The 15,195-nt window shown below is 66.4% G+C and carries 17 protein-coding genes; 6 read left to right on the top strand and 11 right to left on the bottom strand.

Features of this window, described 5'->3' with window-relative positions; translation table 11 throughout:
- Window positions 1-9: 9 nt before the first annotated feature.
- Together NA11_RS14615 and NA11_RS14610 are read right to left on the bottom strand one after the other, a co-directional pair.
- Window positions 10-1,089 carry a zinc-dependent metalloprotease family protein gene (locus NA11_RS14615; RefSeq protein ID WP_245745880.1) on the bottom strand — a complete coding sequence of 360 codons (1,080 nt, stop codon included), beginning with the start codon at window positions 1,087-1,089 and terminating at the stop codon, window positions 10-12.
- A 190-nt stretch (window positions 1,090-1,279) separates the two neighbouring features.
- On the bottom strand, window positions 1,280-1,819 hold the full coding sequence (locus NA11_RS14610; protein ID WP_069162421.1) for an SEL1-like repeat protein: 540 nt from the start codon (window positions 1,817-1,819) through the stop codon (window positions 1,280-1,282).
- Between the two features lie 258 nt (window positions 1,820-2,077).
- Here NA11_RS14610 and NA11_RS14605 point away from each other — a divergent pair, with 258 nt between their 5' ends.
- The 3 genes from NA11_RS14605 (at window position 2,078) to NA11_RS14595 (ending at window position 4,627) form a co-directional block, all read left to right on the top strand.
- Window positions 2,078-2,602, top strand: coding sequence for a hypothetical protein (locus NA11_RS14605; protein WP_069162420.1), 525 nt, complete (start codon window positions 2,078-2,080; stop codon window positions 2,600-2,602).
- 104 nt (window positions 2,603-2,706) lie between these two features.
- Complete coding sequence (locus NA11_RS14600) at window positions 2,707-4,083, top strand: flavin monoamine oxidase family protein (RefSeq protein ID WP_069162419.1); 1,377 nt, start codon at window positions 2,707-2,709, stop codon at window positions 4,081-4,083.
- A gap of 274 nt (window positions 4,084-4,357) precedes the next feature.
- Window positions 4,358-4,627 (top strand): GlsB/YeaQ/YmgE family stress response membrane protein, encoded by a 270-nt coding sequence (locus NA11_RS14595; RefSeq protein WP_069162510.1) that lies wholly within the window; start codon window positions 4,358-4,360, stop codon window positions 4,625-4,627.
- A 68-nt stretch (window positions 4,628-4,695) separates the two neighbouring features.
- Here the strand turns inward: NA11_RS14595 and NA11_RS14590 are convergent, their stop codons facing one another.
- The 3 genes from NA11_RS14590 to NA11_RS14580 all read right to left on the bottom strand — a co-directional run bounded on the left by NA11_RS14590 (window position 4,696) and on the right by NA11_RS14580 (window position 7,498).
- A complete protein-coding gene (locus NA11_RS14590; protein ID WP_069162418.1) occupies window positions 4,696-5,694 on the bottom strand; it encodes a 2-dehydropantoate 2-reductase in 999 nt (332 codons plus the stop codon).
- A 2-nt stretch (window positions 5,695-5,696) separates the two neighbouring features.
- Complete coding sequence (locus NA11_RS14585; protein ID WP_245745879.1) at window positions 5,697-6,674, bottom strand: dipeptidase; 978 nt, start codon at window positions 6,672-6,674, stop codon at window positions 5,697-5,699.
- Window positions 6,675-6,739: 65 nt separating this feature from the next.
- Complete coding sequence (locus NA11_RS14580) at window positions 6,740-7,498, bottom strand: MBL fold metallo-hydrolase (protein ID WP_245745878.1); 759 nt, start codon at window positions 7,496-7,498, stop codon at window positions 6,740-6,742.
- A 343-nt stretch (window positions 7,499-7,841) separates the two neighbouring features.
- Between NA11_RS14580 and NA11_RS14575 the strand changes: the two genes are divergently transcribed.
- Entirely contained in the window at window positions 7,842-8,525 is a 684-nt protein-coding gene (locus NA11_RS14575; protein WP_069162415.1) for a TetR/AcrR family transcriptional regulator, read from the top strand.
- A 73-nt stretch (window positions 8,526-8,598) separates the two neighbouring features.
- Here the strand turns inward: NA11_RS14575 and NA11_RS14570 are convergent, their stop codons facing one another.
- From NA11_RS14570 to NA11_RS14560, 3 genes are all read right to left on the bottom strand, one after another.
- Window positions 8,599-8,928 carry a plasmid stabilization protein gene (locus NA11_RS14570; protein WP_069162414.1) on the bottom strand — a complete coding sequence of 110 codons (330 nt, stop codon included), beginning with the start codon at window positions 8,926-8,928 and terminating at the stop codon, window positions 8,599-8,601.
- 49 nt (window positions 8,929-8,977) lie between these two features.
- Window positions 8,978-10,498, bottom strand: a complete 1,521-nt coding sequence (locus tag NA11_RS14565) for a catalase (protein WP_069162413.1) — start codon at window positions 10,496-10,498, stop codon at window positions 8,978-8,980.
- A 145-nt stretch (window positions 10,499-10,643) separates the two neighbouring features.
- Window positions 10,644-11,120 carry a Fur family transcriptional regulator gene (locus tag NA11_RS14560; RefSeq protein ID WP_069162412.1) on the bottom strand — a complete coding sequence of 159 codons (477 nt, stop codon included), beginning with the start codon at window positions 11,118-11,120 and terminating at the stop codon, window positions 10,644-10,646.
- A gap of 133 nt (window positions 11,121-11,253) precedes the next feature.
- Between NA11_RS14560 and nicT the strand changes: the two genes are divergently transcribed.
- Window positions 11,254-12,384, top strand: a complete 1,131-nt coding sequence (gene nicT / locus NA11_RS14555) for a Nickel transporter NicT (RefSeq protein ID WP_069162411.1) — start codon at window positions 11,254-11,256, stop codon at window positions 12,382-12,384.
- Window positions 12,385-12,415: 31 nt separating this feature from the next.
- On the opposite strand, the gene NA11_RS14550 is transcribed toward nicT, so the two are convergent.
- The 3 genes from NA11_RS14550 to NA11_RS14540 form a co-directional block, all read right to left on the bottom strand.
- Window positions 12,416-13,093, bottom strand: coding sequence for a hypothetical protein (locus NA11_RS14550; RefSeq protein WP_069162410.1), 678 nt, complete (start codon window positions 13,091-13,093; stop codon window positions 12,416-12,418).
- Window positions 13,094-13,183: 90 nt separating this feature from the next.
- The gene (locus NA11_RS14545; RefSeq protein ID WP_069162409.1) at window positions 13,184-13,537 is read right to left on the bottom strand and encodes a hypothetical protein; all 354 of its coding nucleotides are present in this window, start codon (window positions 13,535-13,537) and stop codon (window positions 13,184-13,186) included.
- Between the two features lie 249 nt (window positions 13,538-13,786).
- Window positions 13,787-14,218 carry a DUF2000 domain-containing protein gene (locus NA11_RS14540; RefSeq protein WP_218023301.1) on the bottom strand — a complete coding sequence of 144 codons (432 nt, stop codon included), beginning with the start codon at window positions 14,216-14,218 and terminating at the stop codon, window positions 13,787-13,789.
- Between the two features lie 49 nt (window positions 14,219-14,267).
- Between NA11_RS14540 and NA11_RS14535 the strand changes: the two genes are divergently transcribed.
- Window positions 14,268-15,062 carry a helix-turn-helix transcriptional regulator gene (locus tag NA11_RS14535; RefSeq protein WP_069162407.1) on the top strand — a complete coding sequence of 265 codons (795 nt, stop codon included), beginning with the start codon at window positions 14,268-14,270 and terminating at the stop codon, window positions 15,060-15,062.
- Window positions 15,063-15,195: the final 133 nt, after the last annotated feature.

Below are 15,195 nucleotides of genomic sequence, written 5' to 3'. Positions count from 1 at the left end.
TCGAGCGAGCTAGCGGAGGCTGCGCTGCAACTTGTCGAAGTCCTCCTTGGTCATTTCCTCCGGCGATTGCTCGGGAGCGGTCCGGGTTTCCGGCGCGAACGGCCCGACGGCGCCGCCGGTGTACACCAGCGAGCTCCAGTTGTTCTGGGCCTGCAAGGTGCCATAGCTGCTGTCGTTGTTGATGCTGGTGCGCACCGCATTGGTGTCGATGCTGCCGTCACAATCCCAGTCGATCGGCTGCGACGCCGCGTTCTGCGTACGCCGCCTGGTGCCGTCGGGGCAGAAGTAGGTGGTCTTCCACGGGGCCGCCGTCGGGCCGAGACCCTGTCGCTCCTGCAGCGAATTCTCGTTCAGCGCAGGCGGATTCACGCGGGAGTAGCCGAAGTCGGCGCCACCGTCGGTCTTGGGAACGCCGGCGAACTGGAAGCTGTAGTTCATGACGCTGAGGTAGTTCGGCTTGTAATTGGTGTGGTCGGAACCGCCGTGCTTCAGGCCGAGATTGTGGCCGAGCTCGTGGATGAACGTGCCGACATTTCCGTCGTCGCCGGGATTCCAGCCGCACTTCGGGCCGAGCGAGACGATGAAGGTATCGGCAGGGATGCCGAGCGAAATGCCACTGCTGCAACCGCCGTTGTAGGAGTCCGCCCAGATCATGTAATGGAAGACAGCGGCGCGTTTCGAGTTGAAATGGGTCCGCTTGATGGCCTGGACCTGGGAATCCACGGGCGACAAATCACTATCGGTGGGGACCTGGTTCCCGCCGCCGAGGTTGTAGGTGTTGCCCCTGGCGTTCCCCGCGTCCAGATGGATGTTGATGCCTGGCTTGTTGTCCGGGTTGGTGACCGGCGCGGTGCCGAAGACGCTGACGACACGGTCGAGTGCCGCCGTCGTCGGCAGGCGCCCGTTCATGTAGTCCATCTCGACAAAGATGTCCTTGTGGTTCGGATTCGCGCCGAGCTTCGGGAGATCGACATCAATCTTCCCGTCGCCATCGGCGTCATATCCGTTCTTCTCCCAATCATCGGCCAACCCGTCACCGTCGGTATCGACCGCTGCCGCCCCCGGCTCGGCGACCGCAGTGGTCGGCACGGAAGCAGTCCCCAGACCACACAGTAGTGCGAAGGAAACAATCAAAGTCTTTCGGTAAAGCGACACCCCAGACTCCTTCTGGATCGTTCGTCAGACGACCCGGTAAGTCGGACAAATCGAAGTTTCGATGAGCATTCAGGGTTTGTTCGGTGTCGGCAAGGATGTTCAACTGGATATGAAGTTCCCAGCGTTAATATCGATCTTGATCAAACTCTATGACCCAACCATTATTCCGATGCTCGGCACAGCCGCAGTGCGGCAGTGCCCGCCCGGCATGTTGGTGATACATGACCCGCCGGATGCCTGCGACGGCGTCGTCGTTGCCGCGCGCGGCGGCCCTGCTGTACCAGAATTCGGCCTCGGCCAGCTCACCCTCCGCGAACAGGAGGTGCCCGAGGTGGGTCATCGCGTCGGTGTTCCCCAGGTCGGCCGCTCGGCGGTACCAGATTTCGGCGTCGGTCAGGTCGCCACGCCGACAGGCCAGGTCGGCGCGGTACAGCAAGGTCCCGCCTTCGACCTGCCTGCTGACCCGCTGAAATCGGCGATCGAGCAGGACGCCGGCGGCCGTCAACGCGATACCGCCGAGCAGGAGCACCAGTCCGAGGGCGCGGTCGCGCTCCAGATCCGACCCTGTCTGTACGACATAGCCGGAAACCACTGCGGCGCCGCCGAATAGGATGGCCATCGCGCCGAGGAAGGCCACCGACTTGATCAGCGCAGTTTTGATCACGAACCGCGGCCTCTCCGTGTGCGCACACTCCCGACCACCGCCTCAGGCGGCGTAATACCACGTTATCCAGGTGACTTTCGAAGAACTACGTTAAGTTCTTAATGACCGCGATATCCGGGCCTTTTGTACACAGAAGGTGCATGGCCCGCGCGACACGAGTGGTAGCTGACTGTTTGCGGCTACGCCGATCGGCAATACTGACTGACGAAACATCGATCGTCGAAAGTCGTCCACCGTCGGCACGTCAGGAAGGCCGCCATGGCGGATTTCAGAGAAGTGGAAGTCGACTATTTCATTTCAGCGCCGCTCGCCGCGATACGGGAACGGCAAGCGCCGCAACGATCGGCGAAAATGTGGTCACCCGCCAGTGCCACGGTGCGCGGCACCGTCGAGCGACCGCTTCGGCTCGGCGACCGCATGGCGGCGGATTTCGTGATCGGTGACAACGTCGTTCCGATGCGCTTCACCGTCGTTGCCGAGGATTGGCCGCGTTATCAGCGTATGCACGACGAGACCAAGGACTTCACCCTCACCACCACCGCCACCAAGGTCTGGGGCGGCACGATGATGCACAAAGAGGTCGTCATGGACCTCGATCGCCTCCGCGAATTCGGGCAGGACGACGCGGCGCTGGAACAGTTCATCGCCGGTCAGGCCGATCCCGACACTTACATCCTCGCCGGGCACGAGACGGCCGAAACCCTGTCGACCGTGCATGCCGACTTCCTCGTCGAACTGGGCGTGACCTTGCTCGACCAGGCCTCGAGCGTCGGACAGGACTGAGCACGCCCGTTGCGCTGACAAGAGCGGCTTAACACCTGTTCTCGACAGCGTGGCATCGCCGATACTCGACAGCGGTACCCCATGGCGGCGAGGACGGACGGCACATGACTGCAGTGACGCGGGAAGCCGATGTGGTGGTCGTCGGTGCCGGTCTGGCCGGATTGAGCGCGGCGCGCCGACTACGCGACAACGGTGCACGCGTAGTGCTCGCCGAGGCGAGGGACCGGGTCGGCGGCCGGACGCTGAATCATCCGATCGGGGACGGACACGTCGTCGAGGTCGGCGGTCAGTGGGTCGGCCCCGGTCAGGATCGGATCCTGGCGGTGATCGAGGAACTCGGCCTCGGGATCTATCCCACCCACAATGCGGGTCGGCACCTCTTCGAGCATCGGGGTCGGCTGCATCGGTTTCGTGGGCGGTTCCCGTTGATCCCGGCGCCGGGGCTCGCCGAAGGTTTCGTGGCGCTGAAGCGCCTGGATCGGATGGCGCGGACGGTGCCTGCTGCGGCGCCGTGGCAGGCGGCACGGGCGGGCGAGTGGGATGGTCAAACCGTCGAAACCTGGATGCGGCGTGGGGTTTTCAGCGCCGCGGGCCGTGCGGTGATCACCACCATGTGCGAAATGGTGTGGGCGGCCGATCCCGCCGAGGTGTCGCTGCTGCATCTGCTCGCCTACGTGCACGCCGCGGGCGGCATCGATCGGTTGATCGACACCGACGGCGGCGCGCAGGAGAGCCGGGTGGTCGGCGGCTCGCAGCGGATCGCCCTGGCGATGGCGGCCAGGATGCCGCGGGAAGACCTGCTGCTGGCGACGCCGATCCGGCGGATCGCGCAGACCGCGTCCTCGGTGATCGTGCACGGAGACACCGTCGCGGTGCGTGCGCGGCGGGTGATCGTCGCGATGAATCCGGCGCTGTCGGGCAGGCTCACCTACTCGCCGCAGTTGCCCACCGATCGCGATCTGTTGACCCAGCGCACACCGAACGGGTCGGTCATCAAATGCATGGCGGTGTACGACGCGCCGTTCTGGCGCGACAATGGTCTGTCCGGCCAGGTGATCGCGACCGCGGGCCCGGTGAAAGCGGTGTTCGACAACTCGCCCGCCGAGGGCGGCCCCGGCGTCCTGCTCGCCTTCTTGGAAGCGCGGACCGCCCGCGAATTGGCCAGTGGCACCGAGGCCGACCGCAGGGCCGAGGTGCTCGCCGCCTTCGTCCGGTTCTTCGGTGCGCAAGCGGAGCGGCCGCGCACATACCTCGAAAAGGATTGGGCCGCAGAGGAATGGAGCCGCGGCTGCTACGGTGCGTTCTTCCCGCCCAACACCTGGACCGCGTACGGCCGTGCGCTGCGGGTGCCCGTCGGTCGGGTGCACTGGGCAGGCGCCGAGACCGCGACCGTGTGGATGGGTTACATGGACGGCGCGATCCGTTCCGGTGAGCGCGCGGCGGACGAGATTCTCACGGCGCTGTCCGACGAGCCGCGATAGCGCGACAGTCCGCGCCGAACCCTCGACTCGGCCCTCGGAAATAGGGAACAATCTTGGACTAGGGCGATTATGTCCCGACCGCAGGTAACTCCGGATAGCCCCACCCTGGGGCTTGCTTTCGGCGTCTCACGCGGGTCACCTGATCGGCCGCGGCGATAGCCCCGGTGCGCGAGGTGTGACCTTTGCCGGGGCCTGTGTGACGCACGCGTCGGCGGGTATTCGCCCGGACGGCGCGCTCACCGCGAGCGCGGCAGCACATCAAGTGGAGGACATCATGCTCGGTCTCGGGATCCTCGGATGGATCATCATCGGCGGTATCGCCGGCTGGATCGCCAGCAAGATCATGAAGACGGACGCACAGCAGGGCATCCTGCTCAACATCGTGGTCGGCGTGGTCGGCGGCCTCCTCGGCGGCTTCCTACTGAAGCTGCTCGGCGTCGACGTCGAAGGCGCCGGCCTCTGGTTCAGCTTCTTCACCTGTCTCGGCGGCGCGGTCATCCTGCTGTTCCTGGTCCGCTTGGTCACCGGGCGCGTCTCACGCTGATCTGACCCGATTCGATGACCGCGGCCGGTGTTTCGACACCGGCCGCGGTGTCGTTTCCGACAATGTGGTTACTGCGCCGTCGCGCCGACGGCGGCGAGCAGCGCTTCGCCGGACCATGGGCGCCTGCGGGTGCGTTCGGTGTCGTGGATGAGCTTGACCAGCGCGGCATTGACGGGTGCGGTGTTGCCCAATCGGGCTGCCATGGCGACGATCTCGCCGTTGAGGTAGTCGACCTCGGTGGGTTTGTCGGCGGCGAGGTCATCCGCCATGGAGGAGCACGCTGTCGGGTCCAGCGGTACGAATTGTTTTGCCGCGTGGGCGAAGAGGGAATCGGGCGCGCGCAGGATGCGCGGGACGGCGGCGAGCGGGATGGCGAGCGGGCTCGCGACCGGCTGGCCTGCGATGCGGAGCACCCCGAGCGCCTCGGCTACTGCCGCGGCGTACACCCGCCGGAAATCGCGCTGGGCCAGTTGGTCGCCGAGGGTCAACCCGGACAGCCCGTTCACCGCGTTGTTCAAGTGCAGCACCAGCTTTCCCCATTGGAGTGGGAGCATCTCGCTGCGCGTCCCGGTCGGCAGGCCCGCCGCGGTCAGTGCCGCCGCGACGTCCGTCGCCGCGGGGCCGATCGTGAGTCGGCCCTTGCTGGCCTGCCGGAAATGCGTCGGCCCGACCCGCGCCACGGTGAAGCCGACCGTGCCCGCGGCGACGCCGTGACATTCACGGGCCAGCTCCGCCGCGTTGCGTATTCCGTTCTGCAGGCTGATGACTGACGTATGCCGCGATAGTCCGCGGCCGAGAAGTGCGGCCACCTCGCTGGTTGCCGCGGACTTGACCGTGACGAGCACGGCGTCGGCCGTTGCGGCCATGGCCATTTCGTCGGTGAACCAGCAGTCGTTCCGGTCCACCGTCGCGGACCACCCGCGATAGTCGGACACTTCGAGACCGTGCGTCGCGACCGCGTCGGCGATCGGCCGACGCCCGATATAGACGACAGTGTGGCCGCAGACCTGGAGTCGGGCGCCGATGTAGCAACCGACGCTGCCCGCGCCGACGACAGCGAACCGCATGGTTACCGCACGCGATGTTGCGGGACCGGCTGACCACTGTGTGACAGAACGGTTTTCAAGACGCGAAGCGCGTTGTCGCCGAGGATCCCGCGCACCTCGGCGGCGTCGAACCCGGTGTGCGCCAGCGCCGTGGCGAGCATGGGTAGGTCTCGTGGCCCGTCGAATCCGTCGAGATAGCCGATGACACCGTTCATATCCGTGCCGACGCAGAGGTGCTCGACGCCGACCAGTTGTGCCACATGCGCTGCGTGCCTGGCGAAGTCGTCGAGGTCCTGCATGGCGTAGGAACCGATGCGCGACGGTGAAAGGCCGATCACGCCGCCGGTCGCGGCGATCGCCTCGACCTCCGCGTCGCTGATGAACCTCGGAAAGTCTTGCGCGCCGGTCACGCCGGTGTGTGAGCTGACCACCGGGGCGGTGCTGTGCTCGCAGACCGACATGGTAGTGGCGAAATCCGCGTGCGCGAGATCGATCAGCATGTCCAGCCGGTTCATCTCCGCGACAACCTCTTTGCCGAGCGGGCTCAGGCCCGCGGACCGGCGCCCACCGCGGACCGCCCTGGTACCCCGGCCGCCGAACGCGGACATGCCGATGGTGCCCAGCTTGTTGTCCGAGTAGTGCACCAGGCCGAGCACGCGCACGCCCATCTCGTGCAACTCGAACAACCGATCCGGCTCGGCGCCAACGACATCCGCGCCCTCGACGCCGAGGATGACCGCAGGCCCGCTGGAGTGGGTGATCGACGCTGCCTCGGTCACCACGGTGACGCCTGCCGCCGCTGCCTCGGCGCGCGCTGCCGACAGTTGATCGACGACCGCCGACCAGGGCGACCGGGAGCGCCACCGGGTGCCGAGCGGATCGCCGACCGCGGTGAGCACGGACAGGTTGACGTGCTCGTCCCGCAGCACGGAGAGCGGGGCGGACGGCATCGAGACCGCCTTCTTACCGAGGGCGCGGAGCCAGCCGGGAATGATGCTCATGCCGTGCGCGTGCAAATCGATGATCGGTGATCGGCCCGATAATGCGGCTACGAGGCTCAATTCGTTCATAGCCGGGCTGCGGATTCGAGTTGCCGGTCGGACAGTGTCGGCGCGAAGCGGTCGAAGTCGTCCGGGTCGTGGGCGCAGAAGATATCGACTTCGCCGGTGGTGGCGAGTTCGCGAAGGCGCTCGACATTGTGCAGGCGATTGGACCTATTGGATTGCAGCGCATACTGAAACGCTTTCAACCCGAGTGGGCAGCTCGGGTCTGCGGCCAGCTGATTGTGATGGTCATAGGAATCACCGGCATGCAACAGCCAACGCGGGCCCGTGCTCGCGCCGGTGTCGATCGCGATGCCGGTGTGTCCGCGGGTATGACCATCGAGGGGGACCAGCAGGATTTCGGCGGGCAGACCGGGCAGCTCGCGCACGGCACGGAACCCGAACCAGTCGGCGCCTTCGGTGCGATGTTCGGCCCATTTGGGCCCGTGTGCCCAGGACGCGCCCCCGTAGCGCCGACGTTCGATGAACGTGAGCGGCTTACGGGCAGCGGCGATTTCGTCCGCGTTGACGTGCACGGTCGCGTGCGGGAAATCGGGCAGGCCGCCGGTGTGGTCGATGTCGAGGTGCGTCATCACGATGTGCCCGACGTCGCTTGCGCGGTAGCCGAGCCGCTGGATCTGCCGGATCGCGGTCTCGTCGGGATCGAGGATGGGATGGACGCCCCACACGAAGTCGGCGCCGAGGGTCTTGGTCGGCTGCGCGACATCGCGCAGGCCGATGCCGGTATCGACCAACACGAGCTGGGTGTCGGTTTCGATCAACAGGCAATGGCACACGCATTTCCCGCGCCCGAACAGCGATCCTGTCCCGTTCACCAACCGAGGCGAAGGCGGTCGCAGGGTGCCGCAATTGAGGTGATGGATCCGCATCGATACTCCTAGCGTCGGCGCACTACGCGCATGCGGTATTTCGCGGCGAAGAGGCAGGCCGCGCGCTCCGGGATATGTATTCGACTTTCGCGAGGCGGTCGAGATGCGTCGCGTATGGCGGCGGTGCCGCGCTGTCCTCAGCATGCCCGACAAACCTGGCAAAGTCTAGAAGATCTTCCAGACTTGCGGCATAGCTGCAGCTAGAATCCACGATGGGGTGTCTAGGATCGACGGTATGTCGGCCGAACCCGATCCGAAGCAGGCAGCCCCGCCGCGGGCCCGCAGGCACCGAGCCTCGAGCACCGCCCGCCGCGACGCGCTGCTGGCCGCGACGGTCGAGGTGGTCGCCGAACGCGGCATGGCCGGTGTCACGCATCGGGCGGTGACCGAGCAGGCCGGCGTGCCGCTGGCCACCATCAGCTACTTCTTCGAGTCGATCGACGAGCTTGCGGCAGAGGCACTCCGCGTCTTCACCGCCGAACGGGTGCGGGTGATGTCCTCGCTCAACACCGTGCTCGCGACGCAGCAGCTAGATTTCGCCGGGATGGCGGCGCTGTTCGCCGGTGCGGCAGCCGCCAATCGCACGCAGAGCATGGCCATCTTCGAGGCCTACCTGCAGGCCGGTCGGCACCCCGAACACCGCGCGATGGTCGCCGACGCGCTCGCCGCGCTACGGCAGGTCGCGACCACCGCGCTGACCGCGGTCGGGGCCACCGATCCCGAAGGTGCGGCCGAGTCCTACGCCGCGCTGGTCGACGGATACGCGATGCACGCACTGACCCGCGAAAACCTGGAGGTCGATCGCGTCGGCCTGCAACGCGCCATCCGCGCACTGTTTCTCGGCGAGCTCGTCGAGGCAGGCCGCATCGAGGAGGCCGCACAACTGTCCGGCGCCTACCCGAAACCCCAGGGCGAGTAGGCCACTCGGGCGACCGGCGCCGCCGCTGCCCCATCGCGATGTGCCGCAGTGCCGAAAGGTGTTGCGGTGACTCCTACTTGCGGCCGAGGGCCTTTTCCAGCTCGCCCTTGGTCATTGTCGAGCGGCCCTTGATGTTGCGTTGGCGCGCTTCGTTGTACAGCTGATCGCGGGTCGGGCCTTTCGGGCCCTTGGTGCCGGATCGCTTGCCGCCGCGGCGTTGTGGCGACATGTCGTTGGTCGAGGATCGGCTTGCGGTTCGGGATTCGCCGGACTGTGCGCGGTTCTTGTTGACCGTGCGGGCGGCGATTTCCTTGGCGCGCTTGGTGCTTGCCCCCTGATCCTTTTCCGACTCGACGATGTGCTTGTACTGCCGTTCTCGCTTGTTACTCCAGGTATTCGGCATTTCGCACCTCCTTGCTGATCGGATAGCCCGAGTGTTTGTCAGCAAACCGTCAGGCCTTGTCCTTGGCCGAGGAACGGGCCGGGTTTGCTTGCTTTTCGGCCTTGGGGTCGCGCTCGTCGGCCTTGGCCCGGAATCCCGCTTCGATCCGGTCGCCGAGGTCTTTGTCGACATTGCGCCAGTAGTCGAACGCCCGCGACAGCACGGGCGCGGTGACGCCGTTGAGCAGATGGCCGACGATGTTGTCGACCAGCCGCTCGCGGGCCGCGTCGTCGAGCACCTCGCGGACCATGGTGCCCGGTTGGCCCCAATCGTCGTCGTCGCGGCGCAATGCGTATGCGGTGCGCACCATGTCGCCGTCGGAGTGCCAGCCGACGACCGGACCGGACACCGCGGGGTCGGCGTGCGGGCCGCCCTTCGAATTCGGCACGTACACCGGGTCGCCCGGGTTGTGGTGCCGCATCGACCCGTCCTTCGAATACGACCGGACCTCGGCGGCGTGTGCCGAATTGACCGGCAGCTCTTTGTAATTGACGCCGATCCTGGCCCGGTGCGCGTCCGGATAGGAGAACCATCTGCCGAGCAGCATCTTGTCCGGACTCGGTCCGGTGCCAGGCACCGCATTGCTCGGCTCGAACGCGGCCTGCTCGATCTCGGTGTGATAGTCCGCCGGGTTGCGATTGAGCGTCATCCTGCCGACCTCGTGCAGCGGGTAGTCGCCGTGCGGCCACACCTTGGTGAGGTCGAAGGGGTTGAAGCGGTAGGTCTTTGCCTCCTCGAACGGCATGATCTGCATGTGCAGCGTCCAGCTCGGGAACTCGCCGCCGTCGATGTGTTCCCACAGGTCGCGCGTGTGATAGTCGGTGTCGATCGCCGCCATCTGATCGCCCTCGTCCTGGGTGAAGAACTCGATGCCCTGATCGGTCTTGAAGTGGTATTTCACCCAGAACCGCTCGCCCGCCGCGTTGTACCAGAGATAGGTGTGGCTCGAGTAGCCGTTCATGTGCCGCCAGGTCCGCGGAATGCCGCGGTCGCCCATCAGCCAGGTCACCTGGTGCGCGGATTCCGGTGACAGCGTCCAGAAATCCCACTGCATGTCGTGATCGCGCAGGTTGTTGTCGGCGCGGCGCTTCTGGGAGCGGATGAAGTCCTGGAACTTCATCGGATCACGGACGAAGAAGACGGGCGTGTTGTTGCCGACCATGTCGAAGTTGCCCTGCTCGGTGTAGAACTTCAGCGCGAAGCCACGCGGGTCGCGCCAGGTGTCCGGGCTGCCGCGCTCGCCTGCGACGGTCGAGAACCTGGCAAGCACTTCGGTCTTCTTGCCGGGTTGGAACACATCGGCTTTGGTGTAGGCGCTGACATCGTTGGTCACCTCGAAAGTGCCGAACGCGCCGCCGCCCTTGGCGTGTGGCTGCCGTTCCGGGACGCGTTCCCGGTTGAAGGCCGCCATCTTCTCGATCAGGTAGGCGTCGTTCAGCAGGATCGGGCCGTCGGGGCCGACGGTCAACGAGTGTTCGTCGCTCGGTACCGGAATACCGGCATCGTCGGTGGTGAAATTCGGATTCGGCATCTTCCTCCTCCTTTGCCGGGCGCTGGCCGCTGGTGGCCGCGCCGCGGTCGGCGTGCCTGGCTGGTGGCACGTGTGCCGGATGCCCGGCGAATCGAGGACCAAACACGGGCCGTTGCCGATCGGGTAGTTCCGGCGACTGCGCAGGTCAGGCCTCGCGCTGGCAGTCGGCGCAGCGGCCGTGGATGGTGAGGGCGGTGCGCTCGGAGAGGGTGAACTGACTACCGAGGCCTGCCTGCACCGCCGCCGTGCTGACATGCGCGGCCGGTACCTCGATCAACCTGCCGCAGCGGGTGCACACCGCGTGGTGGTGTGGCGTGTCGGCCAGGCCGTAGGTCGCGCGGTCGTCGACGGTCAGCGTGTGCAGGATGCCGATCTCGACGAGCGTCGAGACCGTCCGGTACACCGTGGTGACGTCCACTTCGCGGCCCTGTTCGAGGAGCCGCTGATGGATCTGCGCCGCGCTGAGGTGGCCTGCCACGGTCTGCGCATCGAGCACCGCGAGCACCGCCAGACGCGGTGCGGTGCAGCGCAATCCGTGCTCGCGCAGCAGCGAACGCAAGTGCGGCTCCCGATCGGCGTTCGCGGGATCGGAGCCAGGGGTCGGCGCGATACGGCTTGCCATGCAGCCAGTGTCCCCGTCGAGCGCGGGTCGGTGCCAATTACCCTTTTTTCCTGGTTCCTTCTTGCCAATCGATGGCAACAAGAACCGGCGCGGGCTTACGGTTGAACAGCGAGAACTCTCCAGAGGACATGCCATGACGAAAACGGTTGCCGACCGAAAAGCCTCCCGTCTCTCCACGATTCGCACCGCACTACGTCCACAGGAGTGGGCAGGGATCGCCGGCATGGCCGGGGTGATCATCGCGCTACACGTCATCGGCTGGGTCACCCTGGTCGCCTTCGTCGCCCCGCAGCAGCTGAGCCTCGGCGAGAAGACCTTCGGCATCGGCGTCGGCCTCACCGCCTACACCCTCGGCCTGCGGCATGCCTTCGACGCCGACCACATTTCCGCGATCGACAACACCACCCGAAAGTTGATGAACGACGGGCAGCGTCCGCTCTCGGTCGGGTTCTACTTCTCGCTCGGCCATTCGACCGTCGTGTTCGCGCTCGCGCTGCTGCTGTCGGTCGGGGTGAAGGCGATCGTCGGCCCGGTCGAGGACGATTCCTCGGCGCTGCAGCATTACACCGGGCTGATCGGCACCACCGTCTCCGGCACGTTCCTCTACATCATCGCGATCATCAACATCGTCATCCTGGTCGGCATCCTGCGGGTGTTCCGGGACATGCGTTCCGGCCACTACGACGAGGCCGCGCTCGAGGAGCAGTTGAACAATCGCGGATTCATGAATCGTTTCTTCGGCCGCATCATGAAGTCGATCACCAAGCCGTGGCAGATGTATCCGGTCGGCGTGCTGTTCGGGCTCGGTTTCGACACCGCGACCGAAGTGGCGTTGCTGGTGCTCGCCGGAACCAGCGCCGCGGTCGGGCTGCCCTGGTATGCCATTCTCTGCCTGCCGATTCTGTTCGCGGCGGGCATGAGCCTGCTCGACACCATCGACGGGTCGTTCATGAATTTCGCCTACGGGTGGGCGTTTTCGAAGCCGGTGCGCAAGGTGTACTACAACATCACCATCACCGCGCTGTCGGTGGCGGTCGCGTTGATCATCGGCACCATCGAACTGCTGGCGCTGCTTGCCGAAGAATTCGGCTGGCACGGCGGATTCTGGGACTGGGTCGGCGGACTCGACCTCAACATCCTCGGATACGTCATCGTCGGCCTGTTCGTGATCACCTGGGTGGCGGCGCTGCTCATCTGGCGATACGGGCGCATCGAGGAGAAGTGGTCGACGCAGCTGCAGCCCGTCAGTCGGCAGGCGGACTGAGCTACCGCTGTGCGTCGCTCAGTCCGCCTGGCTACACCGCGTCATACGCCCCGGTGGAATTCGGCCAGGCCAGGGGAGTGGCCCCGAGTTCGCGGCGGGCGTTCGCGAGGACGGCCTTGCCGAGCGCGCGGTTGCCTGCGCCGCCGACCACCGCGCCGATGCCCGCGGGCAAGACGCGCCCGAACAACAGGACTGCACGTTTCGCCGCGAAGCGCACCAGGAAACGCTTCGACGCCGAATCCTTCATGTTCCGAAGACCGGGAATCTTGTCGGCCAGCGCGGTGTCCCAACTCTTGGCCCGGCGGGCGGTGCTGCGCGCCAACACCTCCGCACTGCCTTCGCCGAGCACAACGCCGAGCACCAGCTCACGACGCCGCGGACTCTGCACCGGGTCCTCGCCGTGCGCGGCCGCCGCGGCCAGGGTGTACACCGTGGACGCTTCGAGGAAGAACACGGTCTCCGCGGCGGTCGCGGCCAGCCCGATCAGTGTGCCGATCCCCGGCACCGCCGCACTGAGCCCGACCACCACGCCACTGGTCGTCACGGTCGTCAGGTACTGCCACTCCAACCGCCGCGCGACCTCGGCAGGCGACTGATCAGGCCGCCTGCTGCGCAGGAAGTCGACGTACTTCACGGCCAGCGGCGCCTGCACCCGCGACCCGGTATCGAGCAGTGACTCGGCGGACTTGCGGACAACCCCTGTGAACATCGCCTACTGCCTCTCGTTGACCGGACCTCGCAGGACACCATGACATCGGTGCTCGCAATACCCGATTCGGCGCGCCGCTAACGGTCGACGCTATCCGGGGCTCGTCCTCGTCCACTGGCAGAACCAGCTGTACGGGTCTCTGGTGTCGCCGAAGCGGGAGAAGGTGAAGGCGCCGTACTGTCTGCGGCACTGGACGTCGACGTCGACGCCGCCCGCGACGGCGGGTCCGTGCATACAGTTCCAACTGAAGGCGCTATGCGGGTCGAGCACTTGCGCAGTGGCGCCCCCGTAGCGCCAGTTGCAGTAGTCGTTCATGTCGACGGCGCCGGTGTTGGGCGCCGCCTGGCTGATCGCCGGTGTGCCCGCGGTGGCGACACCGAGGCACACGACAGTGGCGGCAAGTGCCTCGAGTAGCAGCAGTCCGGCATGTTTCGCGCTGGTCATGGCTGGTTCCTCGGATCTCATTTCGGTAGAAAGTTCAAATCTTCAAGCACTTTTCAGCGTGCCAGGATTGAACCTCCACGTCTGTCTCCCGTTCAGCCGACGACGACCAGAAGCCTCGGCGCTGTGGAAGATTCCCGCCCACAAGACATTCGAAACCTCTCGCCCGCCGCAACGACCAACGAGTGGCACACCACGGAGCGGCCTTCTCGCGTTTTGCCGCAGCCATGTGCCACTCGTCGGGCCTGGTGGTTAGGGGTGCATGCGTGCGCCTTTGAGGATTTTGTCGACGGCGTTCTTGGGGCCGTAGACGGCGATGCCGACGAGGTCGAGGTGGGTGCGGGGGACTGCGGCGACGGCGGCGCGGTTGTCCTGGTCGTTGCCGGTGGCGAACAGGTCGGCGGTGAAGAGGGCGGTGGGGAGTGCGCGGGTCACCGCCTTGTCGTGGGCGGCGGTCAGGACTTCTTTGGCGCCTTCGAAGACGAGGACGGGCTGACGGAACATCGGCAGGTAGGGGGTGGCGTCGGCGTCGGTGTACGGCTCGCCGATCACCTCGGGCACGTGTGTGCCGAGGCCGCTGACCAGGAATGCGGTCACGTTCAGGCGTTGCCAGACCGCGAGGTCGGTGCGCAGCAGCACGGCGATCTTGGTGTCGAAGCGGACTGTGGTGTTCTCGGTTCCCATCACGCCAGGCTGCCGGGTCGGGGCAGGCCCGGTCTTGTACGTTTCTTGCATGGTGAGCAGCGAGCGGACGCGGGCCTGGCGCCCACCGGTCGCGGGTGTGGTCGAGGTCTTCCACGCCCACTTCACCGAGCACGCCTACCCGATGCACGTGCACGACGCCTGGACCCTGTTGATCGTCGACGACGGCGCCATCCGCTACGACCTGAACCGGCACGAGCACGGCACCCTCGCCGACACGGTTTCGCTGCTGCCGCCGCACATTCCGCACAACGGTTCGCCCGCCACCCCACACGGCTTCCGCAAGCGCGTCCTGTACCTCGACGACACCCACCTGGACCTGGACTACATCGGCTCCGCCGCCGACGGCCCCGACTTCGCCGATCCGCTGCTGCGCCGCCGCGTCGGCCAAGTGCACACCGCCCTCGGTCGGCGCGGTGACGAGCTGGAAGCCGAAAGCAGGCTGGCGCTGATCGCCGAACGCCTCCGACTGCACCTACGCCCTCGCGAACCCGCCGCCATCGCACCGGTCCGCGGCGTCGCGCACGGCCTGCGTGACCTCCTCGACGAAAACCTCATCCGCGGCATCACTCTCGACGCGGCCGCCAAACAGGTGCACGCGCACCCCAGCCACCTGGTCCGTGCCTTCACCCGCACCTTCGGCATTCCGCCCCACCAGTACCTGATGTCGCGCCGCGTCGACCACGCCCGCCGCCTCCTGCTGGACGGCCACCCACCCGCCGCCGTAGCGCTCGCCGCAGGCTTCTACGACCAGCCCCACCTCACCCGGCACTTCCGCCGCATAGTCGGCACCACCCCCGCCCGCTTCGCCCGCTCCCACGCCTGAGCCTCCGGCCCTTCGAGTTGGTCGATTGATCACCGGGCACTGGTGGCGGCATCGTGCGAGAAGCCACTTACACCAGTGCCCCCTCGGCGCGAAACCTGCGTGCGGTGAAGGCGATCGAGGGTAGAAACGAGGG

Source organism: Nocardia altamirensis NBRC 108246 (assembly GCF_001612685.1).
Lineage (GTDB): Bacteria > Actinomycetota > Actinomycetes > Mycobacteriales > Mycobacteriaceae > Nocardia > Nocardia altamirensis.
Note: the sequence above shows the minus strand (reverse complement) of the source record. Positions and strands in the feature narration are given on the sequence as shown.

Coding starts and splice junctions, on each gene's coding strand:
- NA11_RS14595 (WP_069162510.1), top strand. CDS start 4,358: ATGCTCGGTCTCGGGATCCTCGGATGGATCATCATCGGCGGTATCGCC.
- NA11_RS14535 (WP_069162407.1), top strand. CDS start 14,268: ATGGTGAGCAGCGAGCGGACGCGGGCCTGGCGCCCACCGGTCGCGGGT.
- NA11_RS14590 (WP_069162418.1), bottom strand. CDS start 5,694: ATGCGGTTCGCTGTCGTCGGCGCGGGCAGCGTCGGTTGCTACATCGGC.
- NA11_RS14600 (WP_069162419.1), top strand. CDS start 2,707: ATGACTGCAGTGACGCGGGAAGCCGATGTGGTGGTCGTCGGTGCCGGT.
- nicT (WP_069162411.1), top strand. CDS start 11,254: ATGACGAAAACGGTTGCCGACCGAAAAGCCTCCCGTCTCTCCACGATT.
- NA11_RS14540 (WP_218023301.1), bottom strand. CDS start 14,218: ATGGGAACCGAGAACACCACAGTCCGCTTCGACACCAAGATCGCCGTG.
- NA11_RS14570 (WP_069162414.1), bottom strand. CDS start 8,928: ATGCCGAATACCTGGAGTAACAAGCGAGAACGGCAGTACAAGCACATC.
- NA11_RS14605 (WP_069162420.1), top strand. CDS start 2,078: ATGGCGGATTTCAGAGAAGTGGAAGTCGACTATTTCATTTCAGCGCCG.
- NA11_RS14585 (WP_245745879.1), bottom strand. CDS start 6,674: ATGAGCATCATTCCCGGCTGGCTCCGCGCCCTCGGTAAGAAGGCGGTC.
- NA11_RS14575 (WP_069162415.1), top strand. CDS start 7,842: ATGTCGGCCGAACCCGATCCGAAGCAGGCAGCCCCGCCGCGGGCCCGC.
- NA11_RS14560 (WP_069162412.1), bottom strand. CDS start 11,120: ATGGCAAGCCGTATCGCGCCGACCCCTGGCTCCGATCCCGCGAACGCC.
- NA11_RS14550 (WP_069162410.1), bottom strand. CDS start 13,093: ATGTTCACAGGGGTTGTCCGCAAGTCCGCCGAGTCACTGCTCGATACC.
- NA11_RS14545 (WP_069162409.1), bottom strand. CDS start 13,537: ATGACCAGCGCGAAACATGCCGGACTGCTGCTACTCGAGGCACTTGCC.
- NA11_RS14565 (WP_069162413.1), bottom strand. CDS start 10,498: ATGCCGAATCCGAATTTCACCACCGACGATGCCGGTATTCCGGTACCG.